The sequence below is a fragment of the Acidovorax sp. ACV02 genome (assembly GCF_014851475.1).
Taxonomy (GTDB): domain Bacteria; phylum Pseudomonadota; class Gammaproteobacteria; order Burkholderiales; family Burkholderiaceae_C; genus Acidovorax; species Acidovorax delafieldii.
Map to the genome: position 1 here is coordinate 539,479 of NZ_JACUZU010000003.1, position 26,259 is coordinate 565,737.

Consider the following 26,259-nt stretch of genomic DNA (forward strand, 5'->3'; position numbering starts at 1 on the left):
ACTGCCTGCGGCGAAACGCCTAGCCAGGGCCGCTTCGCTGAGTTTTGTGAGCCGCTCTCAGACCGGGATTCAACACCCTCACTGTTTTTCTGAGTACCGCGGGGGCTTCCTCACGAAGCGCCCGGTCGCCGCACCCCGCAGGTCACGCAGCGCCACGGCCTTTCTGGCTTTCGAAATACACCACCTTGCGGGCTCGCATCACGTCGCCCAGGGGCCGGTGCGCAGCGAGCGCCTGCCAGGGGTCGAACACGGCGGCCTCCACCTCGGCGGCCAGGGCTGCGTCGGCAGCCGGGTCCTGCCGTGGCAGGGTGAGCCGGGCCACGGTGGTGTAGGGCGTGGGCCAGTCCACGCTGGCGTCTTCAATGGGGGTGGTGGCCTCGTCGACAAAGGGCTGCAGCTGCAGGTCCCACTGCAGGTCCTGCTGGCGCAGGCGGCCGGAGAATTCGGCATCCCAGTCGTGCTGCACCTGCTTGACGGGCGCCCCATTGGACGCATGGGGCACGAGGCGCACACGCACGGCATAGGGCCCGCAGGCAATGGGCGCAGCGCTGAACATGGCATGCGATGCAAAGCCCCCAAAGGGCCGCCCAAAGGTCTTGACCGTCTTGGCGATCTGCCGGGCCGCACCCAGCAAGCCATGGCGCTGCACCAGGAACTTGATCAGCGCGCCGCCGCCGTGCGACGCAGCGACCACAAAATCCACAAACTCTGCGCTCTGGGGGAAGGCGAACTTTTCCTGGTTGATGAGCAGGAAGTCCTGGCTTTTTGCGGGCCCGTTGCCCAAGGCAGAGTCGCCCTGCACTCCCCGCACACTGATCGCAAAGCCCCGGATGTCGGGCTTATGGTCCGCCGCCTTGTCCATGCCGCCGTTGCTCAGCCGCACCCGCACGTCGTACTGCGCCGGCTGCGCGAACAAGCCCTGGGCCGCAAACGCGGGCAGATCGCCCAGCACCTCCAGGCGGCCATACGCGGCGGTCAGCTGCTTGCGGTGCAACCCCCGCCCGGCGCCGTATTTTTGCGATTTGCGCGCCTGCAGCTCGGCAAACTGGCGCGCATAGCCCGCAAAGCGCTGCGCTTCATCGGGTGCCACCACTTCTTTCCAGTCGGTGCTGGGGGCGTTGGACATGTGCATGAGCCACCTCGGTTAAAAGCCAGGCGGCATGGTAGCGCGGCACGGGCTTGCCAGGCCAGCCCATCGGCCATCAGCCCCCGATGAAGCGGTACACGATGGCGCCCCGCACCACTTCGCCCGGCAGCCACCAGCGCACCGGAAAGCCCGCGTGGTTGGGCGCATCCGGGTACTCCATGGGCTCCAGGCAGATACCGTCGCCCGGCTGCCACAGCCAGCCGCCCTGCCCCGCACCACGCCCCAAGTCCCGCGCGGGGTCGGCCTTGAGGCCGTGGCCTGCATACACCTGCACACCCGGGGCGGTGCTCCACACCTCCATCGCGCGGCCGCTCACCGGTTCACCCAGCAGCGCGGCCAGGCGCAGGCCCGGTGGTGTGATGGATGACGAGGGAGGGGCAAGGGGTGCCGCCTGTTCGTCCAGCACCAGGTAGTGGTCCAGCCCGCCCGCCACGGCCAGCTGCTCATGGGGTGTTGCGATGGCATCCGCCACAGCACGGGCTTGGCGGAAGTGGAACGGCGTGCCCTGTACGGCCGCCAGCGCGCCGGTGGGGCACACATCGGCCGCCAGGGGCACATAGCGGCTGGCGGGCACCTGCAGGGTGTGGCCGTGGGTGCTGCCCTGGCCTGCCAGGTTGAAGAACGCATGCCCCGTGAGGTTGAGCACCGTAGGGGCATGGAGCACCTCGGCCGTCCAGGCCATGTGCAACGCGTTGTCCACTGTGACCTGCAGGTGGAGCTGCACGCACACCGTGCCGGGCACCCCGTCGTCCTCCGTGCGGAAGGTGTGGCTGAGGGAGAGGGCATCGGCCTGTGCGTGTTCCACCGCAAACACCTGGAAGCGGCTGCCGAGCGGGCCGCCGTGGTGATGGTGTGGCCCGCTGTTGGTGGGCAGTTGCTGGCGCGATCCATCCGGCAGGGTCAGCGTGCCCGCACGCAGACGCCCCGCCCAGCGGCCGATGAGCGCGCCCATGGAGAGCTGCCCGTCCAGGTAGCCCTGCAGGCTGTCGTAGCCCAGCGCCACATCGGCCAGACCGCCTTGCCCGTCGGGGACCGCCACCTGCACCAAGCGAGCGCCATAGTTGCTCACGGCCACCTGCAGGCCGCCGGGGCTGCGCAGGGTGAAAAGATCGGTGCGCTGGCCGTGCAGCGCGTGTTGAAACGCTTCGCGGGAAAGTGTGAAAGCCATGGGCCGAGTCTATTTGGTGGCGCTGGCCGTATGGCGCGTGACCAGCCATATGCCCACACACACCAGCACCAGGGCCAGCAGGTTTTTCCACTCCCACAGCGCCTCGCCCAAAAACAGTGCCGACAGCGCCGCGCCAAAGATCGGCACGGTGAAGTTGAACACCGTGATCTGGCTCACGCGGTTGTGCTTGAGCAGAATGCTCCACAGCGAAAACGCGGCCGACGACAGCAGCGCCAGGTACACCAGCAGCACCGCAGAGCCCCAGGTGAAGCCCGTGAGCGAACCACCCAGCGACCAGCCAATGGCCAACAACGCCACACCGCCCAGGCCCAGCTGCCAGCCCGTCATCACGACGGAATCCATGCGCTGCGACACCTGCTTGCCGTAAATGCTGGCCGCGGCCAGCACCAGGGCGGCGATCACCACGAAGCCTTCGCCCAGCAGGGTGACGTCCAGGTCCAGCGTGCCGCGCCCCAGGTTGACGACCATCACGCCCGCAAAGCCCACCAGGCAGCCCCAGAGCTTGGCATGGCTCAGGCGGTCGTTGTGATAGACCCAGTGCGCCAGCAGCACGCTGAAAAACGTGCCGGTGGCGTTCATGATGGAGCCCTTGACGCCCGTGGTGTGTGCCAGGCCCACGTAGAAGAACACGTACTGCAGCGTGGTCTGCGCCAAGCCCAGCACCACCAACTGGCGCCCGGCCCCGGGCCCCAGGCCCCAGATGACCTTGCGCGTGGCTACAGCCCAGGCCAGCAGGATCAACCCGGCGCCCAGAAACCGCCAGCCTGCGAATACGAGCTGCGCGGGGATGTCATTGCGTGAGATGCCGAACCAGGCGTACCCGGTCTTGATGGCGGGGTACGAGCTGCCCCAGAGCAGGCAACACAGCAGCGCCAGCGCCACCACGACCTTGCGGTGAGAAAATCGGGAATGCCCCATGAGATGCGGTCTTTCAAGGACAACAGCCCTTGCAGGCAAGGGCTGTTGAAGGGGGAACACAAAGGGCCGGGGCCGGGCGGGGTTTAGGTGACGGGCGCCGGGTTGAACAGCACCAGCGCGTTGTGCAGTTGCCACTGCTCCGCCCAGGTCTTTTTGCGGCCGCTGGCCACGTCAAGCAGCAAGTGGAACATCTCCCAGCCCAGCTGTTCGATAGTGGCCTCGCCATCGGCGATCTTGCCGGCGTTGATGTCCATCAGGTCGTGCCAGCGGCGGGCCAGATCAGTGCGCGTCGCGACCTTGACCACAGGGCACTCGGCCAGACCGTAGGGTGTGCCCCGGCCGGTGGTGAACACGTGCAGGTTCATGCCGGCAGCCAGTTGCAGCGTGCCGCAGATGAAGTCGCTGGCGGGCGTGGCGGCATACACCAGGCCGCGCTGGTCGCGGCGCAGCTTCTCGCCCGGGGCCAGCACATGCGCAATGGGCGCAGTGCCGCTCTTGATGATGGAGCCCATGGCCTTCTCGGCGATGTTCGATAAGCCGCCCGCCTTGTTGCCCGGCGTGGTGTTGGCCGCGCGGTCCACGCGGCCCCGGTCCAGATAGCGGTCGTACCAGCCCAGCTCCCGCACGATAGCGTCAGCCACTTCGGGCGTGGCTGCGCGGCTGGTGAGCTGCTCCACGGCGTCGCGCACCTCGGTGTTCTCGCTGAACATCACCGTGGCGCCCGCGCGCACCAGCAGGTCGGCGCAGAAGCCCACGGCCGGGTTCGCGGTGACGCCCGAGAACGCATCGCTGCCACCGCACTGCACACCCAGCACCAGCTCGCTGGCGGGGATGGTCTCGCGGCGGCGGGCGTTCAGGCGGTCCAGGTGCGGGCGCGCGCTTTGCACGATGTGGTCGAGCATGGACATGAAGCCCACATGCTCGTCGGCCTGCAGGCACACCGTCTCGGGGCCCAGCGCCGCGTCGCGCTCGTCGGTGATGGGGAAGCTGCCCGGGGGCAGCAGCCGGTCGGGCTGCAGCTTCTCGCAGCCCAGACTGACCACCATGACCTCGCCCCCAAAGTTGGGGTTGAGGCTGATGTTGCGCAGCGTGCGGATGGGGATGATGGCGTCGGGCGCATCAATGGCCACGCCGCAGCCGTAGGTGTGCTCCAGGCCGATCACATCGTCCACATGGGGGTACAAAGGCAGCAGCTCGGCCTTGATGCGGCGCACGGCCTGCGCCACCACACCGGCCACACACTGCACGGTGGTGGTGATGGCCAGGATGTTGCGCGTGCCCACCGAGCCATCGGCGTTACGGTAGCCCTCGAAGGTGTAGCCCGTCAGGGGTTCAAGCACCGGCGGTTGCACCGTGGCCATGGGCAGCCCCTCCAGCGCACGGGCCGAGGGCATCTGCAGCAGGCGCTCATGCACCCAGCTGCCTGCGGGGATGTCTTTCAGCGCATAGCCGATGGGCACGTTGTAGCGGCGCACCACCCCGCCTTTGGGGATGTCCGCCAGCGCCACCTTGTGGCCCTGCGGCACCTTGTCGCGCAGCGTGATGCCCGCGCCCGGCACACCGTCTGGCAACAGGGTGCCCGCAGGCAGGCCACCGTCGTTGGCGACGATGGCGACGTTGTCCTGGGCATGCATGCGGATGGTGAGAGCTTGTCGCATAGGTCCGTTCAATTCACAAGGTACGCGGGTTTCAATCCGCCCGGTGGCCGAGCCATCACTCCTGCCAGGTCAGCCGCCGCCCTTGAGCACCAGGTCTGGCAGCCACATCGAGAACTGGGGCACATAGGTCACCAGCATCAGCGCCACGATGAGCGCACTGTAGAACGGCCAGATGGTCTTCATCACCTCGCCCACCGACACGCCCCCGATGGTGCAGCCGATGAACTGCGTGGTACCCACGGGAGGGGTGTTCAGGCCCAGCGCGCAGTTGATCAGCATGACGATACCGAACTGCTCCGTGCTCATGCCGAACTGCTGGCAGATCGGCAAAAAGATGGGCGTGCAGATAAGGATGGTGGCCGCCATGTCGAGAAAGGTGCCCAGCACGAACAGGATGATGTTCACCGACAGGAAAATCACCCAGGGCGAGGTGCTCATGGACTTGAGCGCATCACCCGTGAGCTCGGCCACACCGTAGAGGCCGATGAGGTAGCCGAACATCGACGAGATGCCGATGAGCAGCAGCACTGTGCCCGTGGTCTTGACGGCCTTGGACGCGGCCTTGAGGAACTGCTCGCGCGTGAGCTTCTTGTAGACGAAGACCGACAGAATCAGCGCCCACAGCACTGCGACCGACGCCGACTCCGTCGCCGTAAACGCCCCCGACAAAATGCCCGCGATGATGATGACCACCACGGCCAGGCCCGGTACCGAGGCGCGGAACGAGATCCACACAATCTCCCAGCCCGGGAAGGTGCCTGCGGGGTAGCCGCGCTTGACAGCCACGAAGTAGGCGGCAGCCAGGTTGCAGATGGTCAGCAACAGGGCCGGCACGATGCCTGCAAGGATCAGCGCGGCAATGCTTACCTTGCCCCCAGCCGCCAGCGTGAAGATGATGAGGTTGTGCGAGGTGGGCATGAGCGCGCCCACCAGCGAGGCGTGGGTGGTCACGTTCACCGCGTAGTCAGCGTGGTAGCCCTCCTTCTTCATCTGCGGGATGAGCACGGCGCCCATGGCCGACACGTCGGCCACCGGCGAACCCGAGACACCGCCAAACAGCGTGCAGGCCAGCACATTGCTCATGCCCAGGCCGCCACGCACATGGCCCGCCACGCTCTTGGCAAAGTTGACGATGCGGTCGGCGATGCCGCCGTACATCATGATCTCGCCGGCAAAGATGAAGAACGGGATGGCCAGGAACGAGAACGGGTTCATGCCCGAAATCATTTGCTGGAAACCCACGGCCAGGGGCAGGCCTTCGTACAGGATGGTGGCCAGCGAGGACAGGCCGATCGAGAAGGCCACGGGCACGCCCAGCAGCAGCAATAGCGTGAAGCTCACGCACAGGATGGTCAACGCCATGATGGTGGAATCTTTGTAGGGACGTTAGGGGGCGGAGGGACAGTGAGGCCGCTCAATGCCAGGCGGGCTCTACTTCCGTGCCACGCAAGATGGCGATGATGTGTTCCAGCGAGAACATGGCCACCAGCACGCCAGCCATGGCGGGCGGAACGTACTTGAAGGCTTCGGAGATGCCCAGCGTGGGGATCTTGTACGGTGCCACCGATTCGGCCAGCACGCCGCAGTTCCAGGCCATGACGATGCCGAACAGCAGCACCAGCGCGTGGATCAGCAGCTCGAGCTTGGTGCGCAACCAATCGGGCGCCAGCACCAGGAACGATTCGAGACCGATGTGGCCCGCATCACGCACGCCCACAGCCATGCCCAGCATGGTCACGTAAAGCACTAGCAGCACGGCGCCGCTCTCGGCCCAGGTGGGTGTGTCATTGAAGATATAGCGGCCTATGACCTGGTAGAGCACGGCGCAAACCAGCAGGACTAGCCCTCCCACCCCGAGCTTCAGGCAGGCGCGCGCAATGAAAGCGCAGAGTCGCGTGTACATAGTGGACATTCAAAAACAACAACAACTGGAAACGGGCAGGCGGCGGGCTGTTCCCGGTCCCGCCTGCCCTGGAGACTCTGGCTTCTGGCTTATTGCACCGCGTCGATGCGCTTGACCATGTCCTGCAGCTTGGGGTCCTTGAGGAACTTGTCGTACACCGGCTTCATGGCAGCCTTGAAGGCCACCTTGTCGATATCCACCACCTGCGCGCCGCCAGCCTTCACCGTGGCCAGGGATTTCTCTTCGCGCTCGTCCCAGATCTTGCGCATGTAGCCCACCGACTCCTTGGCGGCGGCGCGGATGGCCTTCTGGTCGTCAGCGCTCAAGGTGTCCCACACCCGCTTGCTGAACAAGAGGATCTCAGGCGCCATGGAATGCTCGGTCTTGTTGAAGTATTTGGCGACTTCGAAGTGGCGCGAGCTTTCGTAGCTGGGGTAGTTGTTTTCTGCAGCGTCCACCAGGCCGGTCTTGAGCGCGGTGTAGACCTCGCCGAACGGCATGGGGGTGGCGTTGGCGCCCATGGCTTCGAGCAGGGACACCCACAGGTCGCTCTGCTGCACGCGCACCTTCAGGCCCTTGACGTCGGCCAGGGTCTTGATGGGCTTCTTGACGGTGTAGATCGAGCGTGCGCCGCTGTCATAGAACGCCAGGCCCACGAAGCCCTGCGATTCGCAGTCCTTCAGGATCTCGTCGCCAATGGCGCCGTCCAGCACCTTGCGCATGTGCTCCTTGTCGCGGAACAGGAAGGGCATGGTGGGCACCATGGTGGCAGGGCAGATGTTGTTCATGGGCGCGACGTTCACGCGCGTCATGGCAATCGCCCCCAGCTTGGTCTGCTCGATGGTGTCCTTCTCGATGCCAAGCGACCCCTTGGCGTAGACCTTGATGCTGTGCTTGCCGCCGGTGGCCTTGGACAGCGTCTCGCCCATGTGGCGCACGGCCAGCACGGTGGGATAGTCCTCGGGGTGGATGTCCGACGAGCGGAACTCGGTGGCCTGCGCGGCCAGGCTGCCGAGCAAGATGCCAGCGGCAATGGCCACGCGGCCAAAGAGGTGTGGAACGTTCATGGTGCTTTGTCTCCGGGGTTGAATCGGTTGGGGTGCCGCGCTCAAGCGGGCGGGTACGAGGCCTCTGCGAGCCCTTGGGCGCCCGGGCGGGTCACGAAGACCGCGCCGCCATGGGCTACATCGTTGCCCTGCGGCTGGCCGGGGCGGATGGAGGTGATGAAAAGCAGGTCCATGTCGGGCCCGCCAAAACTGCACATCGAGGGCTTGCTGACCGGCACGGCCAGCGAGCGGTCCAGCACGCCCGATGGGGTGAAGCGATGCACCATGCCAGCGTCGTTGGCGCAGGTCCAGTAGCAGCCATCGGTGTCGATGGCCGCACCGTCCGGCCGGCCGGGCAGCTCGCGCATATCCACCAACAGACGGCGCGGCCCCAGGCTGCCGTCTTCGTGCAGGTCCAGTGACCAGATCTTCTGCACGCTGGGGTGGCTGTCGCTGAGGTACATGGTGGCGCCATCGGGGCTGAACGCCAGGCCGTTCTGGGTGACCAGGCCTTCGATCAGCGGCGCCGAGAGGCCGCGCGCGTCCTGCCGGTACAGGCCGCCAGCGGGTTGCGCCAGCGACATGTCGCGCACCATGGTGCCGGCCCAGAAGCGCCCCTGGCGGTCACAGCGCCCGTCGTTGAAGCGCATGCCAGCTTGCGGGTGCTGCACGGCAGAGATGAGGGTGCAGACCAAAGTGCCGTCATCGGCAGGCTGCAGGTGGAAGATGCCCGTGTCCATGCCAGCGATGAGCCCGCCGCTGGCATGCAGCGCAATGCAGGCCAGCCGCTCCGGCGTCGCCCAGCTCATCAGTTGCCGGTCGGCCCAGCGCAGGCGGCGCAGCGCGCGGCCTTCGATGTCCACCCAGTACAGCGCCTGCTCGGCAGTGCTCCACAGGGGGCTTTCGCCCACCTGGTCCTGGTGGTGAGGCAACAGGAGTTCCATGGACCCACTCACTCGAACGGACCGGTGCGCACAAACGGCCCGCCCTGGTAGATCACGGCCGGGTCCGTCAGATCGGGCTGCGGGTCTGCAGCCTCCACCTTGGCGCGGAAGGGCTCGGAGCTGTCCTGCGGGCGGTAGCCGATGTGGCGGGCGAGTGTGTTGTCCCACCAGGTGGTGGTGTTGTCGCCCATGCCATAGATGATGCTGTGGCCCACCACCGGCGCTGTGAGGCTGGCCACGACCAGGCGCTCCAGGTCGTCGTAGCTCATCCAGGTGGCCAGCATGCGGCGGTTGCGCGGCTCGGGGAAGGAGGAGCCGATGCGCAGGCACACGGTTTCGATGCCGTAGCGGTCAAAGTAGAAGCGCGAAAGGTCCTCGCCAAACGCCTTGGACAGGCCATACAGGCCATCGGGCCGCGCAGGGTCGCGCAGGCCCACCACTTCGTCCTGGCGGTAAAAGCCGGTCACATGGTTGGAGCTGGCAAACACCACGCGTTTGACGCCTTGCTTGCGAACGGCCTCATAGAGGTTGTACGCCCCCACGATGTTGGCCTGCAGGATGGGGTCCCAGGGCTGCTCGGTGGACACGCCGCCCAGGTGCACCACAGCGTCCACCCCCTCCAGCAGCGGCAACATGGCACTGGCGTCTTCCAGCCGCGCGGGGCGCAGTTCTTCGCCGGGCGCCTCGCTGCCCAGGTCGGCGATGTCGGACAGGCGCAAGGTGGTGCAGTACGCCTTCAGGCGCGTGCGCAATTCACGCCCCAGCCCCCCGGCGGCCCCGGTCAATAACAAGCGTTGAAAACGGATCGGCGTCGGGTGACAGGGCATGGCTTTTGCGGAGGTTCTTGGTACAGTGGCGTTACAAGCAGTTGAACGTCATCAGTTGTCATACAACGAGGAGGCAATGTACTCCTTTCAACCCGTCCAACACATAGGGATAACACCGAGACATGAGCACCGACATCGCCCCACGCCGCAAGCCCCGCACCCTGGCCCTGGAGCTGGTGGACTCCCTGGGTGACCGCATCCGCGACGGGCGCCTGGCACTGGGCGACAAGCTGCCCACCGAGGCCGCGATCATGGCCGAGTTCAACGTCAGCCGCACAGTGGTGCGCGAGGCCATTTCCAAGCTGCAGGCGTCGGGCCTGGTGGAGACACGGCATGGCATCGGCACGTTTGTGCTGGGCCTCGGGCAGGCCCCGGGCTTCAAGATCACGCCCGACCAGTTCAGCACCCTGCGGGACGTGATTGCGGTGCTGGAACTGCGCATCGGCGTAGAAACCGAGGCCGCCGCACTGGCCGCGCAGCGCCGCACGCCCGCCAACCTCAAGACCATGCGCGAAGCGCTGGACACTGTGGCGGCGGCCGTGGACGCCGGGCGCGACGCGGTGGCGGCGGACTTCCAGTTCCATCTGGAGATCGCCCGCGCCACGCAGAACAGCCACTTCGCCGAGCTGATGGGCACACTGGGCAGCATGATCATTCCGCGCGCGCGGCTGGATTCGGTCGAAGCCCCGAATGACGAACGCAGACAGTACCTGCGCCGGGTCAATGGCGAGCACGAGAGCATCTACGACGCCATCGTGGGCCAGGACCCCGACGCAGCCCGTGCAGCCATGCGCACCCACCTGGCCAACAGCCGTGAACGCCGCCGGCGTGCGCAGGCCGAGGCTGGCTGAAGGCCGGGGGTCGTGGCAATGCCGCCCGCCGTATGTGCCGACCTGTCGCCCTGCGGGCCCGAGACACCCGGCGGGCCCAGGCGGCAGGAAGTGATCCCATGAGTAGTTACCCGGGGTGCCCAAAAATGCACTTATGTTGTACGATGACATACAACAACAAATCCGCAGCGGCCATGCCATGGCGTACGGCCTTGCCTGAATGGGCAGCCCCTGTGGCGGCCAGCGCTCCTGGCCACGCGATCACGGCACCGGGGCTGTGATTCGAATTTCTTCAACCACCCACCCTTTCACACCACCACCGCCATGCACGCAAACCTGATCGCCGGCAACTGGACCGAAGGCGTCCGCACGTACCAGAACACCAACCCCTCCGACACGCGCGACGTGATCGGCGACTACGCCGTGGCCAGCCGCGAGCAGGCGCTGGAGGCTGTGGCCTCAGCGCACGCGGCCTTTCCGGCATGGAGCCTGTCCACGCCCCAGCAGCGCTTTGACATCCTGGACGCGGTGGGCAACGAGATCATCGCCCGCAAGGCCGAGCTGGGCGACCTGCTGGCCCGCGAAGAAGGCAAGACCCTGCCCGAAGCGATTGGCGAAGTGGGCCGCGCCGCCGCCATCTTCAAGTTCTTTGCCGGCGAGGCGCTGCGCCCCGGTGGCGAGATGATCCCGTCCGTGCGCCCTGGCGTGGGCATTGAGATCACACGCGAGCCGCTGGGCGCCATCGGCATCATCACACCGTGGAACTTCCCCATCGCCATCCCGGCCTGGAAGATTGCGCCCGCATTGGCCTACGGCAACACGGTGGTGTTCAAGCCCGCCGAGGTGGTGCCCGGCTCTGCCTGGGCGCTGGCCGACATCCTGCACCGTGCGGGCCTGCCCGCTGGTGTGTTCAACCTGGTGATGGGCCGGGGTTCGGACGTGGGCGCCGTGCTGCTCGAAGACGAGCGCATTGCGGGCGTGAGCTTTACCGGCTCGGTCGGCACCGGTCAGCGCGTGGCAGCGGCCTGCGTGCCACGTGGCGCCAAGGTGCAGCTGGAGATGGGCGGCAAGAACCCGTTTGTGGTGCTGGACGACGCGGACCTGAACGTGGCCGTGGGCGCGGCCATCAACAGCGGCTTCTTCTCCACCGGCCAGCGCTGCACCGCCAGCAGCCGCGTGATCGTGACCGAAGGCATCCACGACCGCTTCGTGGCCGCCATGGTCGAGAAGATGAAGACCCTGAAGGTGGATGACGCCCGCAAGACCGGCACCGACATCGGCCCCGTGGTGGACGACCGCCAGCTCGCACAAGACCTGGAATACATCGGCATCGGCCAGCAGGAAGGCGCCAAGCTGGCCTTTGGCGGCGAAGCACTGGAGAAGAACGCCGACGGAGCCCCGGGCTACTACCTGCGCCCCGCCCTGTTCACAGAGACCACGCCCGGCATGCGCATCAACCGCGAAGAAATCTTCGGCCCCGTGGTGAGCGTGTTGCGCGCCAAAAACTACGAAGAGGCGCTGGCCCTGGCCAATGACACGCCCTTCGGCCTGGCCAGCGGCATTGCCACCACCAGCCTCAAGCACGCCACGCACTTCAAGCGCCACGCCCAGGCCGGCATGGTGATGGTGAACCTGCCCACAGCGGGCGTGGACTACCACGTGCCGTTCGGCGGCCGCAAGAGCAGCAGCTACGGCCCGCGCGAGCAGGGGCGCTACGCGGCAGAGTTCTACACCACGGTAAAGACGGCCTACACACAAGCCTGACCCAGGCCTGATGCAGGCCTGACACAGTCGCCCGCACCAGCCGCGACGTCCCAAGGCGACTGGACAGGGCGCCGGCGCAACCCTGCGCCCGCCCCGCAATGCCGTTTGGCATGGATTTACAGCCAAAATGGCAGCAAGCGCAGGTGAATCATGCATATATTGCTACACTATTTATAGCATATGTGATTCACCAATGCCCCCTGCGAAACCTGGGGACTCCCTTGCGTGGCAGAGACTGGGCGCCTCTGCCAGGGGCGTCACCTGTGGTGGGACGTAGTGTCGGTTGGGCACTGCCTGCGCCGTGCGGCAGTGCGCCTGACCAGCGCGGTGGCGGGATGACATGGCCTGCCGCACCGTTGCGTGAACCTCCCGCGCCCATCGTCCGCCCGTGACCAGGGCGGGCCGCGCGCCTATGATGGCTGCAGTTGCGTTTTGAAACACCCGCCCATGACGGCTCCTGCATCCCCCTCCGCAAGCCCCGCTGGGCGTCCGCTCATCGACGACCCGTCATCGCCGCACAGGCGGGCGTCCAGCCTGCCCCTGCGCACCATGGTGGCTTGGGGCACGGCCCTGGTCCTGGTGATGGCCTGGGTCACGGTGGCCATCCTGATGAATGTGTCCTGGCGTGACGCGATGAACGCGCAGGTCCGGCAGAACAGCAACCTGGCACTGAGCCTGGGCGAACAGACCGTGCGGGTGATGGCAGCGGTGGACCAGGCCACGATCCGCATGCGGGACGCGGTCCAGGCCAACGACTTTGAAAAGGCGGATTTCACACGGTTTGCCAACGAAACCGGGCTGGCGCCCAAAATCCTGACCCAGCTCTCGCTGGTGGGGCCAGATGGCCGGTTTGTCGGCAGCAACATCGACCCCTCCGGCGAAAAAACCGGCCATGTCGATCTGTCGGATCGCGAACATGTGCAGGTGCACCTGAACCCGAAAGCGGCAGAGGCCACGCGCCTGCAGCAGACACCCCATGGACTGTTTGTCGGCAAGCCGGTGGTGGGCAAGGTGTCTGGCAAGGCCACCATCCAGCTATCGCGAAAGATCCCGGATGCCAACGGCGGCACCGCGGGTCTGGTGGTGGCCTCCGTGAACCCCGGCTATTTTGAGGATGTCTATCGGGGGGTGCAGCTGGGGCGCATTGGGGTGGTGACCCTCATCGGCAACGACAGCACCGTGCGCGCCCGCGTCATGGGTGGGCAAAGCGTCGGCATGGGCAGCGTGGTGGCACGTGCTGCCAACAACAACATGGACGAACTGGGGGCCAACGGCAACTACGTGCGCTCCAGCGGCCTCGACGGCGTCGAACGCATCTATGCCTACAGCCGCGTGGGCGAATACCCCTTGCTGGTTGTGGTGGCCACCAGCACCGACGAGGCCTTGCAGGAATGGCGCGCCAGCCGCAATGTGGCCCTGTTCACCATGGCGCTGTTCAGTGTGGCGCTGGTGGGTGCAGCGATCATCTTCGTGCGCAGCGTGCGCAAGCTTGAAAGCACCAATGCCGCCTTGCGCATCAGCGAGGCCGAGGCCCGCTCGGCCAGCCAGGCCAAGAGCGAGTTCCTGGCCGCCGTGTCGCACGAGCTGCGCACCCCCCTCACCAGCATCCGGGGGTTTGCCGAGCTGATGGAACTGCGACTGGACCAGCCCCGATACAAAGAGCAGGCCGGACTGATCCGCAAGGCAGCCGACCATCTCAATGCCCTGCTCACCGAGATCCTGGACCTGGCCAAGGTGGAAGCCGGTGCCATGCCCCACATGCCCACCGAGCAGAACGTGGCCGAGATTGTTCAGTCCACCGCCGACTTCTTTGCCGTCACGGCCGCCAACAAGAACCTGGCGCTCCATGTGCGCATTGCCCCCGACGCCCCCCACACTTTGATGTGCGACGGACTGCGGCTCAAGCAGGTGCTCAACAACCTGCTGTCCAACGCCATGAAATTCACGACCGCAGGCTCGGTCACCATCGAAGTGGACGCCAGCAACGACGCCGTCCGCTTTCATGTGGTGGACACCGGCCCGGGCATCCCGGCGCACCTGCACGAAACGATCTTCGAAAAATTCCGCCAGGGCGACGACCAGGTGAGCTACCAGCACGGTGGCACCGGATTGGGCCTGGCGCTGTCGCGGGCGTTGGCGGTGCTGATGGGGGGCGCGCTCACGCTGTCATCCGCAGAAGGCCAAGGCGCGCGCTTTACGCTGACCCTGCCGCGCAACCCGGGCACTGAGCCTCAGTAAGCAGGTTCGTACTGGTGGGACCTACGGCGTTGCAGAGTCAGTGCCGGCTGCGCAACGTACGGCTGAGCAAAATCACCGGCACCAGCCCCACGGCCACCAGCGCCAGTGACGGCAAGGCCGCCTCGCCCAGGCGCTCGTCGCGGGCCAGCTGATAGGCCACCACGGCCAGGGTGTCGCTGTTGAAGGGGCGCAGCACCATGGTGGCGGGCAGCTCCTTCATCACGTCCACAAACACCAGAAGCGCTGCGGCGGCGGTAGAGCGCTTGAGCAGCGGCCAGTGCACGCGCGCCAGCAGGCCTGCGCTGCCCATGCCCAGCATGCGGGCAGAGTCGTCCAGGCTGGGCGGAATCCGCGCGTAGCCGCTCTGCATGGATTGCAGGGCGACTGCACAAAACCGCACCAAGTAGGCCCACACAATGCCAAAGGCCGTGGCCGTGACCAGCGCGCCCACGCCCCACTGCGGCATGGCCGCCTGCAGCCAGCCTACGGGCAACAACAGCCCCACCACGATGACGGCGCCCGGCACGGCATAACCCACGCTGGCCAGCTGCACCACGCCACGCGTGATGGCGTCGGGCTGGCGGCGCACCGCAAAAGCCAGGGCGAGCGCGATGGCGACGGCCAGCGCCGCAGTGATGCATCCTAAGCGCACGCTGTTCCAGGCCCATTCCATGAACCGCTCCCACGGCAGCACCGACCAGTCGGCCGCCAGCGGCCGCAGCATGAAGGCCACCGGGGCGACAAAACCCATGACCACCGGCACCGTACAGACCGCCCAGGCGGCCCACCGGCGCGCACCATGGAGCCGCAGCGGCTGCGCCTCGGCCGAGCCTGCGCGCCCGCCGCCGGTGGCAAAACGCATGCGCTTTTGCGCGCGGTGCTCCAGGTGCAGCAGCGCCATCACCACCACCAGCAGCATGGTCGCCAACTGCGCGGCGGCCAGGCGGTTGTCCATGGACAGCCAGGCCTTGTAGATGCCCGTGGTGAAGGTCTGGATGCCGAAGTAGCTGGCCACGCCAAAGTCGGCCAGGGTTTCCATCAGCACCAGCGCCACGCCAGCCGCCACGGCCGGGCGTGCCAGCGGCAGGGCCACGGCGCGGATGCGGCGCGGCAGCGGTGCGCCCAGCAGGCGTGCGGCCTCCATGAGGTGGGCGGCACGCTCACCCAGCGCCGTACGCGCCAGCAGGTACACGTAGGGGTAGAGCGAGAAGATGAACACCCAGACCGCGCCGCCCAGGCTGCGCACCTCGGGCAGCAGGCGGCCTTCCAGGCCGAAGGTATTTCGCAGGCCCACCTGCAGCGGGCCGCTGAACTGCAGAAAGTCGGTGTAGGCGTAGGCCGTCACGTAGGCGGGCATCGCCAGCGGCAACAGCAGCAGCCATTCAAAGGTGCGGCGGCCCGGAAAGTCGAACAGCGTCACGGCCGCAGCCGCCAGCGTGCCCACCACGGCCGCGCCCAGCGCAACCAGCACGCTGAGCCACAGCGTGGTCCACACATAGCCGGGCAGCACCGTGGCCGCCATTTCGCGCAGGATGGCGCCCGTCTGCGCATCGCCCTGCCCGGTGGGCGAGAACGGCAGCCACGACGCCAGCACCGCCAGCACCGGCAAGGCCAGAAAGCCTGCAAACAGGATCAGCGGGATGCTGCGAAAGACAGAGGACGGCGTGCGGCGCAAGGCGATGGGCTCGGCAGAGGAAAGAAAGCGCACACCTGCCGAAAGGCATGGGCACCGCAGCACCCAGGAATGCAAATGCGAATTTTAAGCATTCACTCCACCCCGCCTAAAATGCACAGATATGTTTCTTGAGGTCTCCCAACTCGAAGTGCACTACGCAGGCCGCGCACAGGCCGCAGTGCAAGGCGTCACGCTCAGCCTGAAAGCGGGTGACATCGGCGTGCTGATCGGCCCCTCCGGCTGCGGCAAGACCACCCTGCTGCGCGCCGTGGCCGGGCTGGAGCCCGTGACGGGGGGCGAAATCCGCCTCACCAAAAGCGTGGTCAGCAGCGCTCGCCTGAGCGTGCCACCCGAGCTGCGCCGTATCGGCATGGTGTTCCAGGACTATGCGCTGTTCCCGCACCTGTCGGTGGGCCGCAATGTGGCGTTTGGCATCCACCAGTTGCCCAAGGCCGAGCAGGCCGCGCGGGTGGCTGAGGTGCTGCAGCTGGTGGGCCTGACGGGCAGCGAGCACCGCTACCCGCACGAACTCTCTGGCGGCCAGCAGCAGCGTGTAGCGCTGGCGCGTGCGCTGGCGCCGCGCCCACAGCTCATGCTGCTGGACGAGCCGTTTTCCAACCTCGACGTGGACCTGCGCGAGCGCCTGGCACACGAGGTGCGCGGCATTCTCAAGGCAGCAGGCGCCACGGCGCTGTTTGTGACGCACGACCAGTTCGAGGCGTTTGCCATCGGCGATGTGATCGGCGTGATGAACGAAGGCCACCTGCACCAGTGGGACGATGCGTACACCCTGTACCACCGCCCCGCCACGCGGTTTGTGGCCGACTTCATCGGCCACGGCGTGTTTGCCCCCGCCACGCTGGTGCAGCGCGGCAACAACGTGGTGGCCCAAACACCCTTGGGCGACCTGACTGACCTGGATGAGTGCCCCCTGCCCAGCAGCTACCCTGCGGGTGAATGTGATGTGCTGCTGCGCGCCGACGACATCGTGCACGACGACCACGCGCCCGTGCAGGCGCAAATCGTGCGCAAGTCGTTCCGGGGGTCGGAGTTTCTGTACACCCTGCGCCTGGCCAGTGGCCACACGGTGCTGGCCCATGTGCCCAGCCACCACGACCACGCGCTGGGCGAGTGGATCGGCATCCGCGCCCAGGTCGACCATGTGGTGACGTTTCCGCGTGGCTGAGGCGGTGATGGAATCAAAATCGGCCGGATGCGCTAGTCGAGCATGCCTGAATAGCTATTGAATCAATAGCAACCACCCTTCCGCTCAGGACTTGCCCTTGCGCTGCAGGCCCTCCAGGCCGTTCAGGTCCACTTGCGACATCAGGCCCCGCAGCTCTTTCACGCCAATCTTGTCGCCCTCGATGCTGACCACAAGGCCGTTCTTCAGGATGGTCTTGAACTCTGCGTGGCTGCCATCCTTGTCGTAGCGCTGGTGCAGGGTGCGCCCCCCCTCTTGCCAGGTCTTTTCGGCGCTGGTCTGGTCTTCCTTCTCGCCCTGCACCATGCCCATGGCCATCACCGCCATCTGCCCCAGGCCGCCCACGTCCACGATCTCCAGGCGCAGCTGCTTGTCGTCCTTGCCGTATTGCGCGCTGGCCTGGCTGGTGGGCAAGCCCAGGGCGGCACCGTCCTGCACATCAAAACCCGTGCGGGGCAGGCCCGCCAGCTTCTCGGGCAGGGCCGCCTTGAGCGACTGGGCCGCAATGGCCTGACCACCACCCAGCACACCCGCAGCGGCCTTGGCGGCATCGCCCGTGGCGGCTGCGATGGCGGCCGGATCCTGGCTCTTCTGGGCCTCTTCCATCTTGCGGGCGGCTTCTTCCATCTTCTTGCCGGCAGCTTCCAGGCCGGCGGTGTCGATGGACACCTTGCCACCGGGCGTGTTCATGGTGATGGCAGGGGCATCGGCACCGCCAAACAGCGCACCGCTGCGCGGCATGAACAGCGCACTGACGGCACCGATGACCACACCCATCACGATGGCAGCAATGATGACCACCACCGTGTAGCCCACCGACTTTTCGGGCGCACTGCGCATGAGCACAGGCAGGCCTGTGTAGAGCAGGTAGATGGAGTACACCGCCGCCAGCAGGCCCAGCATGGCCAGCGATGGCAGCAGGCTGAATACTCCGCCCAGCAGGGCGGCCGTGCTGGCGTACACCGCCACCTTCTGTGCCTGGATGGCGTTCTTTTGCCCGCCGAAGGTGGGCGCCAGCGCATCGATGATGAAACCGAGCACCAGCAAGCCCACCAGGCTCAACCCGTATGACACGACCATGTTCACCAGCCCGGAGACAAAAGGCACGCGGATGGTGACCCCAAAACCGCCAAAGCCGATCAGCGACATGCCGATGAAACCGCAGACCGCCGGAATGGCGGCCAGGATCATGGCGTAGCGGGTGAACAGGGTGGCGGTGTGGGTGGCCTCCGCATCGATGGTGGCCCAGGCCTCTTTGGGTTGCAGAAGAATGCTTTTGGCGCGTTCAATCAGGTTCATGGTGCCCTCCCGGCAGTGTGCAAAGGCCTGCGATGACCCGCAGGCAAATGGAAAGCGCGGACAATACGGGACATTGCACCGGGCAGACCACCTGGACGGCCACCTGCAGGGCCCAAAGCGTGGAATATGCACGCTTTTGCCGCACAAAGACAGCTCGTCGGGAACCCAGGGAACCTGTGTGCGTTCTCAGGCCTTGCGCAGTTGATCGACCGTGTCGTGCAGGTGCTGCGTCCAGGTGCGGCGGTCGCGATCACCCGCCAGCTCGGGCAGGCCGTAGTGCACGACGGCCTCGATCGGCGGGGCGCTGAGCGTGCGCCAGATCGAGCCCACCAGGGTTTCGTCGCCGATGTAGCTGGGCGCAAAACTGGTGGCGCCCGTGGCCTTGTCGGCAAAGCGCAGGCCTACGGGCTGCACGGGCGCCTTTGCAGCCACGGCGGCCTGCAGCAGGTTGGCGTGGAAGGGCAGCATCTCGCGCCCGTCGCCCGTGGTGCCTTCGGGGAACACGGCCAGCACCTCGCCGCGCTCCAGCGCTTCCTGCATCAAGCGCACCATGCGCAGCGCATCGCGGCGCGAGCTGCGTTCGATGTAGAGCGTGCCCGCCGCCGTGGCCAGGGTGCCGATCAGCGGCCAGGCCTGCACGTCGGACTTGGAGACAAAGCGGCAGTGCCGCGCCGCGTGCATCACCGGAATATCGAGCCACGAGATGTGGTTGGCCACCAGCATCACCGGGCCAGTCACCGGGGGCTGCCCCAGGATGCGCAGGCTGATGCCCGCATGGGCCAGCAGCTCCAGCGACCACACCTGCACGCGGGCGTGTTGCTGGTCCGGCGACAGCGACGGAAACCGCAGCGCCACAATCCACAGGCCCTTGGCAATGTGGCCCAGCAGCCGCAAGAGGCGCCAGCTGGCGCGCAGGAACTTCACGGCCGGGCCTTGCTATCGCAGCGTCGCGCCGTCTCAGCTGCGGTCAAAAGCGACCTGTCCGCCGACCAGGGTCATGCGCACGCGGCCGGGCAGTTCGTAGCCCGAGAACGGCGTGTGTTTGCCCTGGCTGGCGAGCGCATCGTCCTGCACCGTCCACGCTGCCTGCGGGTCGAAGATGCAGAGGTCGCCCACGCCGCCTTCCACGATCTGGCCGACGCTGGCCTGCAAGGTGCCCAGCGCATTGCCCAGCACGCGTGCGGGCTCTGCCGTGACCACTGCCAGCGCGCGCTGCAAAGGCACACCACTGTCTTGCGACCACTTGAGCGCCAGCGACAGCAGCAGCTCCAGCCCCGTGGCGCCGGGCTCGGCTTCGGCAAACGGCAGGGTCTTGGCGTCTTCATCCACCGGGGTGTGGTCGGACACCAGCGCATCGATGGTGCCGTCGAGCAGCGCCGCGCTCAGGGCGTCGCGGTCGCGCTGCTGGCGCAGCGGCGGCGTCAGGCGCGCGCGGCTGTCGAAGAAGCCGATGTCGTTTTCGGTGAGGTGCAGCGAGTTGATACTGACATCGGCCGTGACCTTCAGGCCATCGGCCTTGGCGCGGCGTACCAGCTCCACGCCCGCAGCGCTGCTCAGGCGGCACAGGTGCACGCGCGCGCCGGTGGTCTTGAGCAGTTCAAAAATGGTGTGCAGCGCAATGGTCTCGGCCGCCACGGGCACGCCCGACAGGCCCAGTCGCGTGGCCAGCGCACCGCTGGCGGCCACGCCCTTGCCCAGGTGCATCTCTTGCGGACGCAACCACACGGTGTAGCCAAAGGTGGCTGCGTACTGCAGCGCGCGCTGCAGCACCTGGGTGCTGGCCAGTGGCACCTCGGCCTGGCCAAAGCCCACGCAGCCGGACTCGGTCAGCTCGGCCATCTCGGTCAGCACCTCGCCAGCGAGGTTGCGCGTGAGCGCGCCCAGCGGGAACAGGCGCGACTGGTGCAGCTTCTCGGCGCGGAACTTGAGCATCTCCACCAGGCCGGGCTCGTCGAGCACGGGGTCGGTATCGGGTGGGCAGACCAGGCTGGTCACGCCACCGGCCACGGCCGCAGCCATTTCGGATTCGAGCATGCCCTCGTGCTCGTGGCCGGGCTCGCGCAGGCGCGCGGCCAGGTCCACCAGACCGGGCAACACGATGCAGCCGGCAGCGTTGATGGTGCGGTTGGGCGCAAAGTCGGGCGGCACGCGGTTGACCCCCACGATGCGGCCCGCCGCCAGCGCGATGTCGCAGGTCTGGTCAAGGCCCGAGGCGGGGTCGATCACACGGCCGTTCTGGATCAGTATCTTCATGATTTCAAGCCAAATTGGCTGCTAGCGCTTGATTGATAAGCACGAGCAGCTATGAAAACAGGAGTATTCATCCTCAAGGTCACGCCTCGTTCCCCGCGACGATGGACATGACCGCCATGCGCACCGCGATGCCGAAGGTCACCTGCGGCAGGATCACGCTCTGCTTGCCATCCACCACGGCGGAGTCGATCTCCACGCCACGGTTGATGGGGCCGGGGTGCATGACGATGGCGTCGGGCTTGGCCAGTTGCAGCTTTTCCTGCGTGAGGCCGAAGCTCTTGAAATACTCCTGGCTGGAAGGCAGCAGCGCACCGCTCATGCGCTCGTTCTGCAGGCGCAGCATGATGACCACGTCGGCATCCTTGATGCCTTCTTCAAGCGTGTGGCACACCCGCACGCCCATCTGCGCCATGTCCGACGGCACCAGGGTGCGCGGACCCACCACACGCACTTCGGCGCAGCCCAAGGTGGTCAGGCCGTGGATGTCGGAGCGCGCCACGCGCGAGTGCAGCACATCGCCCACGATGGCCACCGTGAGGTTGCTGAAGTCCTTCTTGTAGTGGCGGATGGTGTACATGTCCAGCAGCCCCTGCGTGGGGTGGGCATGGCGTCCGTCGCCGGCGTTGATCACGTGCACATGCGGCGCCACGTGCTGCGCGATCAGGTAAGGCGCGCCGGATTCGCTGTGCCGCACCACGAACAGGTCGGCGGCCATCGCGCTCAGGTTGGCGATGGTGTCGAGCAGCGACTCGCCCTTGCTGGCCGAGCTGCGCGCGATGTCCAGGTTGATCACGTCGGCCGACAGGCGCTTGGCCGCGATCTCGAACGTGGTGCGCGTACGCGTGCTGTTCTCGAAGAACAGGTTGAACACGCTCTTGCCGCGCAAGAGGGGCACCTTCTTGACTTCGCGGTCGTTGACGCTGACGAAGTTGGCGGCCGTGTCGAGGATGTGCGTGACGATGTCGCGCGGCAGGCCCTCGATGGACAGCAGGTGGATGAGTTCGCCGTTGCCGTTGAGTTGGGGATTGCGCTTGTGCAGCACGGTCAGGCCTCTTTAGTCTTTGTCTTGGACTTGGAATTGGAAGGTGCCGCTGTCGCCACGCGCCAGGGCCAGCGAATGGGCGACCGGCAGGGCCACGCGGGCAGCAGCAAAGTCGGCCTGCACGGGCAGCTCGCGTCCGCCACGGTCCACCAGCACCGCCAGGCGCACGCTGGCGGGGCGGCCATAGTCGAACAGCTCGTTGAGCACGGCGCGGATGGTGCGGCCGGTGTAGAGCACGTCGTCGAGCACCAGCACGTCGGCACCGTTCACGTCAAACGGCAGCGCGGTCTGCGCACTGGCCGACAGGCCACGCTGGGCGAAGTCGTCGCGGTGCATCACCGATGACAACACACCGGCCGGGCCTTCCAGGCCCAGGTCTTTTTGCAGGCGCTCGGCCAGCCAGGCGCCGCCGGAGGCGATGCCCGCCAGGCGCGTGGTGGGAGTCAACATGCTGCGCACGCCGCGCAGCAGTTCGCGGTACAGCGCCTCGGCATCAAGCACCAGGCTGCCGGACATTCCGGGGGATGGGGTGGTCATGGGAGATTCCTCAAAAACTGTTCCAGGATGATGCAGGCCGAGGCGGCGTCGGCATCCTTGGCACCACCTGCAATGGCTTCGGTGGTGCTGTAGCGCTCGTCCACCTCGAACACCTGCAAGCCAAAGCGCCCGCGCAACTGGCGTCCGAACTTGAGAGCACGCGCGGTGTTTTCGTGGGCCGCGCCGTCGGGGTGGTAGGGCACACCGATCACCAGCGCATCGGGCTGCCATTCCTTGATGCGCTCGGCCACATGGGCAAAACGGGCGTCGCCCTCGGCCTGGATGGTGCGCTGGGGTGTGGCGCTCTTGAGCATGCGGTTGCCCGAGGCCACGCCCGTGCGCTTGAGCCCAAAGTCAAAAGCAAGAAAGGTCTGGAAATGCGCAGGAACGGCTGGCGGCTGGATGGACTGAGCGGGCGCGCCAGTCATGCGTGCCCCGCCTCGGGCGACAGCATCCAGGCCTGCAAGCCCAGAAGCGACAGGGCCCGGTCGTACCGCTCGGGCACGGGCGTGTCGAAGATCACCGACAGATCGGCGGCCACCGTGAGCCAGGCGTTCTCGGCAAGCTCAGACTCCAACTGACCCTCGCCCCAGGACGAATACCCCAGCGTGATGAGCACGCGGCGGGGACCTGCGCCCGTGGAAAGGGCTTCGAGCACGTCCTTGGAGGTGGTCATCTCCAGGCCACCGGGGATGGTCATGGTGGAGGCGTAGGCCGACTCGTCGGTTTCCCCCTTGTCCATGAGCATGGGTTCGTGCAGCACAAATCCGCGCTCGGTCTGCACCGGGCCGCCCTGAAAAACGGGCTCTTTGGTGAGGTCCTCGCGGCGCAGCGACAGGTCCACCTTGTCAAACAGGCCCTTGAGGGTGATATCGGTGGGCTTGTTGATGATGAGGCCAAGCGCACCGCGTTCGCTGTGCTCACACAGATAGACGACGCTGCGCGCAAAAGACTCATCTTCCAGGCCGGGCATCGCGATCAGGAAGTGATGCGTCAGGTTGATGGGCGCAGAATCGAAAGACATCCCGCAATTTTAACGGTGAACATGCCCCCCTCCCCCGAGCCCACTTACTCCCGTGGCCTGGTCTGGTTCCGCCGCGATCTGCGTGCCCACGACCAGGCGGCCCTGTACCACGCGCTGACGCGCTGCGAGCAGGTGTTCTGCACTTTTGTTTTTGATGAGGACATCCTCGATGCCCTGCCCCGCGCCGACCGGCGGGTGGAGTTCATCCGGGAGTCGCTGGTGGAGCTAGATGAAACCCTGCGCGCACTTTCGGGGCATGAAAGGGGAGGCCTCATCGTGTGGCACGCGGTGGCCAGCGATGCCATTCCGGCACTGGCCAACGCCCTGGACGTGCAGGCGGTCTTTGCCAACCACGATGACGAACCCCAGGCGCTGGACCGCGACCGCCTGGTGCGCACGCGCGTGGCGGCTGCAGGCAAGGCCTTCCATACGTTCAAGGACCATACCCTGCTCGAGCGCAGCGAGGTGCTAACGCAGACCGGCAACCCGTACAGCGTGTTCACACCGTACAAGAATGCATGGCTCAAGAAGATCGATGTGTTCCAGCTCAAGAGCTATCCGGTGGAGCGCCACGCCCACCATCTGGCCGCACGACCGGAAGCCTATTGCCAGCCGGTGCCCACTTTGCAGGACCTCGGGTTTGAGCCCACAGCGCTGTCCCAGCTGCGCCTGCCCACCGGCGCCCAGGGCGCACAGCAGTTATTCGACGATTTTCTCGGCCGCATCGAGCGGTATGAGGACACGCGCAACTTTCCGGCGGTGAAAGGGCCCAGCTACCTGAGCGTGCACCTGCGTTTTGGCACCATCTCGCCGCGCTTGCTGGCACGCACGGCGCACCGCCTGATGCTGGAGGGCAACCCGGGCGCCACGACCTGGCTCAGCGAACTGATCTGGCGGGACTTCTACTTCCAGATCCTGCACCACCACCCGCATGTGGTGGGCCAGAGCTTCAAACCGGCCTACGATGCCATCGCCTGGGAGACTGGCACCGGGGCCGACGCCCTGTTTGCCGCCTGGTGCGAGGGCCGCACCGGCTACCCGCTGGTGGATGCCGCCATGGCGCAGATCAACCAGACGGGCTACATGCACAACCGCCTGCGCATGGTGGTGGCAAGCTTTCTGGTGAAAGACCTGGGCATCGACTGGCGCCGCGGCGAGGCCTACTTTGCCACGCACCTCAATGACTTCGACCTGGCCGCCAACAACGGTGGCTGGCAGTGGGCCAGCTCCAGCGGGTGTGATGCCCAGCCCTATTTCCGCATCTTCAACCCGGTCAGCCAGAGCGAGAAGTTCGACCCGGAAGGCAAGTTCATCCGCCGTTACCTACCCCAGCTCGCAGCGCTCCCCACCAAGGCACTCCACGCCCCCTGGCTGGCGCGCCCGCTGGAGTTGCAGGAAGCGGGCGTGCGCCTGGGAGACACCTATCCCTTACCCGTGGTGGAGCACGATGCCGCACGGCAACGCACGTTGGAGCGGTATGCCGTGGTGAAGACGGCTGCAGGGTGACAACACACGGACCCACAGACTCAAGCAGGTCGCCGAGGGCTAGCGATGCGCGGTGGGCGGCGGGTCGTCCGGCGGGGGTTCCTCCGGCGCCATCTGCATGCTCTCACCGCCCAGCGAGGCACCGGCGGCCAGTCGCAGTCGCAAACGCACATCGGTGCGGTTGTCGGCGTTGGCGATGGCTTCTTCGGGCGATATCGCACCCGCCTCCACCATACCCAGCAGTGACTGATCAAAACTCCACATGCCCTGCTCACCACTGCGGGTGATGGCGGTCTTGAGTTCGTCGATCTGCCCCTTCTGGATCAGCTCGGCGACATAGGGCGTGAGCAGCATGATCTCGGTGGCGGGCACCAAGTGGCCCGCAAGGCCCGCCACCAGGCGTTGCGCCACCACCGCCCGCAGGTTGAGGGACAGGTCCATGAGCAGCTGGCGGTGCGCATCCTCGGGGAAAAAATTCACGATGCGCTGCACCGCCTGGTTGGCATTGTTGGCGTGCAGGGTGGACACACACAGATGGCCGGACTCTGCGTAGTGCAGCGCGTGCTGCATGGTGGCCCGGTCGCGGATCTCGCCAATCATGATCACGTTGGGCGCCTCGCGCATGGCACGGCGCAGCGCCTCGTCATACGACAGGGTGTCGAGACCCACCTCGCGCTGCGTCACCAGGGATTTTTTGTGGCTGTGCAGGTATTCGATGGGGTCTTCTACCGTGAGGATGTGCCCGCCAGTGTGCGTGTTGCGATGGTCCAGCAATGCGGCCAGCGTGGTGGTCTTGCCCGAGCCTGCCGAGCCCACCGTCAGGACCAACCCCCCTTTGAGAAACGCCAGCCGCTGGAGCACGGGCGGCAACCCCAGTTCTTCCAGCGTCGGGATCCGCGCTATCACATGGCGGATCACCATGCCGACCTGCCCGCGCTGCATGTGCACGTTCACGCGAAAGCGCTCCCCGTCGACGGTCTGCAGCGAGAGGTCGCACTCCATCGTCGTCTCGAACTCCTTGCGCTGGGCCTCCCGCAAGATGGAATAGGCCATATGCCGCACATCATCGGCCACCAGGACTTGCTGTGTGATGGGGACAAAGGCACCCTGCCGCTTGATCGTGGGCGCAGCGCCTGCCAGCAAAAACAGGTCCGAAGCCCGCTCGCGCGCTACCAGGGCCAGGCAGGCCAGCAGCCGGGGATCGGGGGAAGGGGATGGTGCCAGCGGGTCCATCACGGTGACACGGTCCGCCCTGTCGATGCACAGGACACCACAA

General features: G+C 66.4%; 23 protein-coding genes. 5 read left to right on the forward strand and 18 right to left on the reverse strand.

Annotated elements, in window-relative coordinates; genetic code table 11:
- Positions 1 to 142 precede the first annotated feature (142 nt).
- The 9 genes from IB236_RS09830 to IB236_RS09870 all read right to left on the reverse strand — a co-directional run bounded on the left by IB236_RS09830 (position 143) and on the right by IB236_RS09870 (position 9,632).
- On the reverse strand, positions 143 to 1,132 hold the full coding sequence (locus IB236_RS09830; RefSeq protein WP_192420392.1) for a catalase: 990 nt from the start codon (positions 1,130 to 1,132) through the stop codon (positions 143 to 145).
- A gap of 70 nt (positions 1,133 to 1,202) precedes the next feature.
- A complete protein-coding gene (locus IB236_RS09835; protein WP_192420394.1) occupies positions 1,203 to 2,315 on the reverse strand; it encodes an aldose epimerase family protein in 1,113 nt (370 codons plus the stop codon).
- A gap of 9 nt (positions 2,316 to 2,324) precedes the next feature.
- On the reverse strand, positions 2,325 to 3,254 hold the full coding sequence (locus IB236_RS09840) for a DMT family transporter (protein ID WP_192420396.1): 930 nt from the start codon (positions 3,252 to 3,254) through the stop codon (positions 2,325 to 2,327).
- Positions 3,255 to 3,337: 83 nt separating this feature from the next.
- On the reverse strand, positions 3,338 to 4,912 hold the full coding sequence (garD, locus tag IB236_RS09845) for a galactarate dehydratase (RefSeq protein ID WP_225581049.1): 1,575 nt from the start codon (positions 4,910 to 4,912) through the stop codon (positions 3,338 to 3,340).
- Positions 4,913 to 4,981: 69 nt separating this feature from the next.
- Positions 4,982 to 6,274 (reverse strand): TRAP transporter large permease, encoded by a 1,293-nt coding sequence (locus tag IB236_RS09850; RefSeq protein WP_056066169.1) that lies wholly within the window; start codon positions 6,272 to 6,274, stop codon positions 4,982 to 4,984.
- Between the two features lie 52 nt (positions 6,275 to 6,326).
- On the reverse strand, positions 6,327 to 6,815 hold the full coding sequence (locus tag IB236_RS09855) for a TRAP transporter small permease (RefSeq protein ID WP_099729349.1): 489 nt from the start codon (positions 6,813 to 6,815) through the stop codon (positions 6,327 to 6,329).
- Between the two features lie 89 nt (positions 6,816 to 6,904).
- On the reverse strand, positions 6,905 to 7,882 hold the full coding sequence (locus tag IB236_RS09860) for a TRAP transporter substrate-binding protein (protein ID WP_056066174.1): 978 nt from the start codon (positions 7,880 to 7,882) through the stop codon (positions 6,905 to 6,907).
- A gap of 41 nt (positions 7,883 to 7,923) precedes the next feature.
- On the reverse strand, positions 7,924 to 8,805 hold the full coding sequence (locus IB236_RS09865) for an SMP-30/gluconolactonase/LRE family protein (protein WP_192420400.1): 882 nt from the start codon (positions 8,803 to 8,805) through the stop codon (positions 7,924 to 7,926).
- Between the two features lie 8 nt (positions 8,806 to 8,813).
- Positions 8,814 to 9,632 (reverse strand): NAD(P)-dependent oxidoreductase, encoded by an 819-nt coding sequence (locus IB236_RS09870; RefSeq protein WP_056637251.1) that lies wholly within the window; start codon positions 9,630 to 9,632, stop codon positions 8,814 to 8,816.
- Positions 9,633 to 9,754: 122 nt separating this feature from the next.
- Between IB236_RS09870 and IB236_RS09875 the strand changes: the two genes are divergently transcribed.
- The 3 genes from IB236_RS09875 to IB236_RS09885 all read left to right on the forward strand — a co-directional run bounded on the left by IB236_RS09875 (position 9,755) and on the right by IB236_RS09885 (position 14,464).
- Complete coding sequence (locus IB236_RS09875; RefSeq protein ID WP_056746871.1) at positions 9,755 to 10,483, forward strand: FadR/GntR family transcriptional regulator; 729 nt, start codon at positions 9,755 to 9,757, stop codon at positions 10,481 to 10,483.
- 303 nt (positions 10,484 to 10,786) lie between these two features.
- Positions 10,787 to 12,226, forward strand: coding sequence for an aldehyde dehydrogenase family protein (locus IB236_RS09880; protein ID WP_192420402.1), 1,440 nt, complete (start codon positions 10,787 to 10,789; stop codon positions 12,224 to 12,226).
- A 447-nt stretch (positions 12,227 to 12,673) separates the two neighbouring features.
- Complete coding sequence (locus IB236_RS09885) at positions 12,674 to 14,464, forward strand: ATP-binding protein (protein ID WP_225581050.1); 1,791 nt, start codon at positions 12,674 to 12,676, stop codon at positions 14,462 to 14,464.
- Positions 14,465 to 14,501: 37 nt separating this feature from the next.
- Here IB236_RS09885 and IB236_RS09890 read toward each other — a convergent pair whose 3' ends face one another.
- Positions 14,502 to 16,139 (reverse strand): iron ABC transporter permease, encoded by a 1,638-nt coding sequence (locus IB236_RS09890; RefSeq protein ID WP_192420603.1) that lies wholly within the window; start codon positions 16,137 to 16,139, stop codon positions 14,502 to 14,504.
- Positions 16,140 to 16,260: 121 nt separating this feature from the next.
- On the opposite strand from IB236_RS09890, the gene IB236_RS09895 reads away from it, so the two are divergent.
- Positions 16,261 to 17,325 carry an ABC transporter ATP-binding protein gene (locus IB236_RS09895; RefSeq protein ID WP_056066206.1) on the forward strand — a complete coding sequence of 355 codons (1,065 nt, stop codon included), beginning with the start codon at positions 16,261 to 16,263 and terminating at the stop codon, positions 17,323 to 17,325.
- Positions 17,326 to 17,409: 84 nt separating this feature from the next.
- Here IB236_RS09895 and IB236_RS09900 read toward each other — a convergent pair whose 3' ends face one another.
- The 7 genes from IB236_RS09900 to IB236_RS09930 all read right to left on the reverse strand — a co-directional run bounded on the left by IB236_RS09900 (position 17,410) and on the right by IB236_RS09930 (position 23,498).
- Entirely contained in the window at positions 17,410 to 18,642 is a 1,233-nt protein-coding gene (locus IB236_RS09900; RefSeq protein ID WP_192420404.1) for a Yip1 family protein, read from the reverse strand.
- Between the two features lie 186 nt (positions 18,643 to 18,828).
- Positions 18,829 to 19,566 carry a 1-acyl-sn-glycerol-3-phosphate acyltransferase gene (locus tag IB236_RS09905; RefSeq protein ID WP_099729343.1) on the reverse strand — a complete coding sequence of 246 codons (738 nt, stop codon included), beginning with the start codon at positions 19,564 to 19,566 and terminating at the stop codon, positions 18,829 to 18,831.
- A 33-nt stretch (positions 19,567 to 19,599) separates the two neighbouring features.
- Positions 19,600 to 20,895: a dihydroorotase gene (locus IB236_RS09910; protein ID WP_099729342.1), complete on the reverse strand. Its 1,296-nt coding sequence runs from the start codon at positions 20,893 to 20,895 to the stop codon at positions 19,600 to 19,602.
- 79 nt (positions 20,896 to 20,974) lie between these two features.
- Complete coding sequence (locus IB236_RS09915) at positions 20,975 to 21,937, reverse strand: aspartate carbamoyltransferase catalytic subunit (protein ID WP_056066217.1); 963 nt, start codon at positions 21,935 to 21,937, stop codon at positions 20,975 to 20,977.
- A gap of 12 nt (positions 21,938 to 21,949) precedes the next feature.
- On the reverse strand, positions 21,950 to 22,474 hold the full coding sequence (gene pyrR / locus IB236_RS09920) for a bifunctional pyr operon transcriptional regulator/uracil phosphoribosyltransferase PyrR (RefSeq protein ID WP_060987636.1): 525 nt from the start codon (positions 22,472 to 22,474) through the stop codon (positions 21,950 to 21,952).
- Entirely contained in the window at positions 22,471 to 22,902 is a 432-nt protein-coding gene (gene ruvX, locus IB236_RS09925) for a Holliday junction resolvase RuvX (RefSeq protein WP_099729341.1), read from the reverse strand. The genes pyrR and ruvX overlap by 4 nt, the downstream gene beginning before the upstream one ends.
- Positions 22,899 to 23,498, reverse strand: coding sequence for a YqgE/AlgH family protein (locus tag IB236_RS09930; RefSeq protein ID WP_015015583.1), 600 nt, complete (start codon positions 23,496 to 23,498; stop codon positions 22,899 to 22,901). The genes ruvX and IB236_RS09930 overlap by 4 nt, the downstream gene beginning before the upstream one ends.
- A gap of 21 nt (positions 23,499 to 23,519) precedes the next feature.
- On the opposite strand from IB236_RS09930, the gene IB236_RS09935 reads away from it, so the two are divergent.
- Positions 23,520 to 25,004: a deoxyribodipyrimidine photo-lyase gene (locus tag IB236_RS09935; RefSeq protein WP_192420605.1), complete on the forward strand. Its 1,485-nt coding sequence runs from the start codon at positions 23,520 to 23,522 to the stop codon at positions 25,002 to 25,004.
- Positions 25,005 to 25,043: 39 nt separating this feature from the next.
- Here the strand turns inward: IB236_RS09935 and IB236_RS09940 are convergent, their stop codons facing one another.
- The gene (locus tag IB236_RS09940; protein WP_192420607.1) at positions 25,044 to 26,216 is read right to left on the reverse strand and encodes a PilT/PilU family type 4a pilus ATPase; all 1,173 of its coding nucleotides are present in this window, start codon (positions 26,214 to 26,216) and stop codon (positions 25,044 to 25,046) included.
- Positions 26,217 to 26,259: the final 43 nt, after the last annotated feature.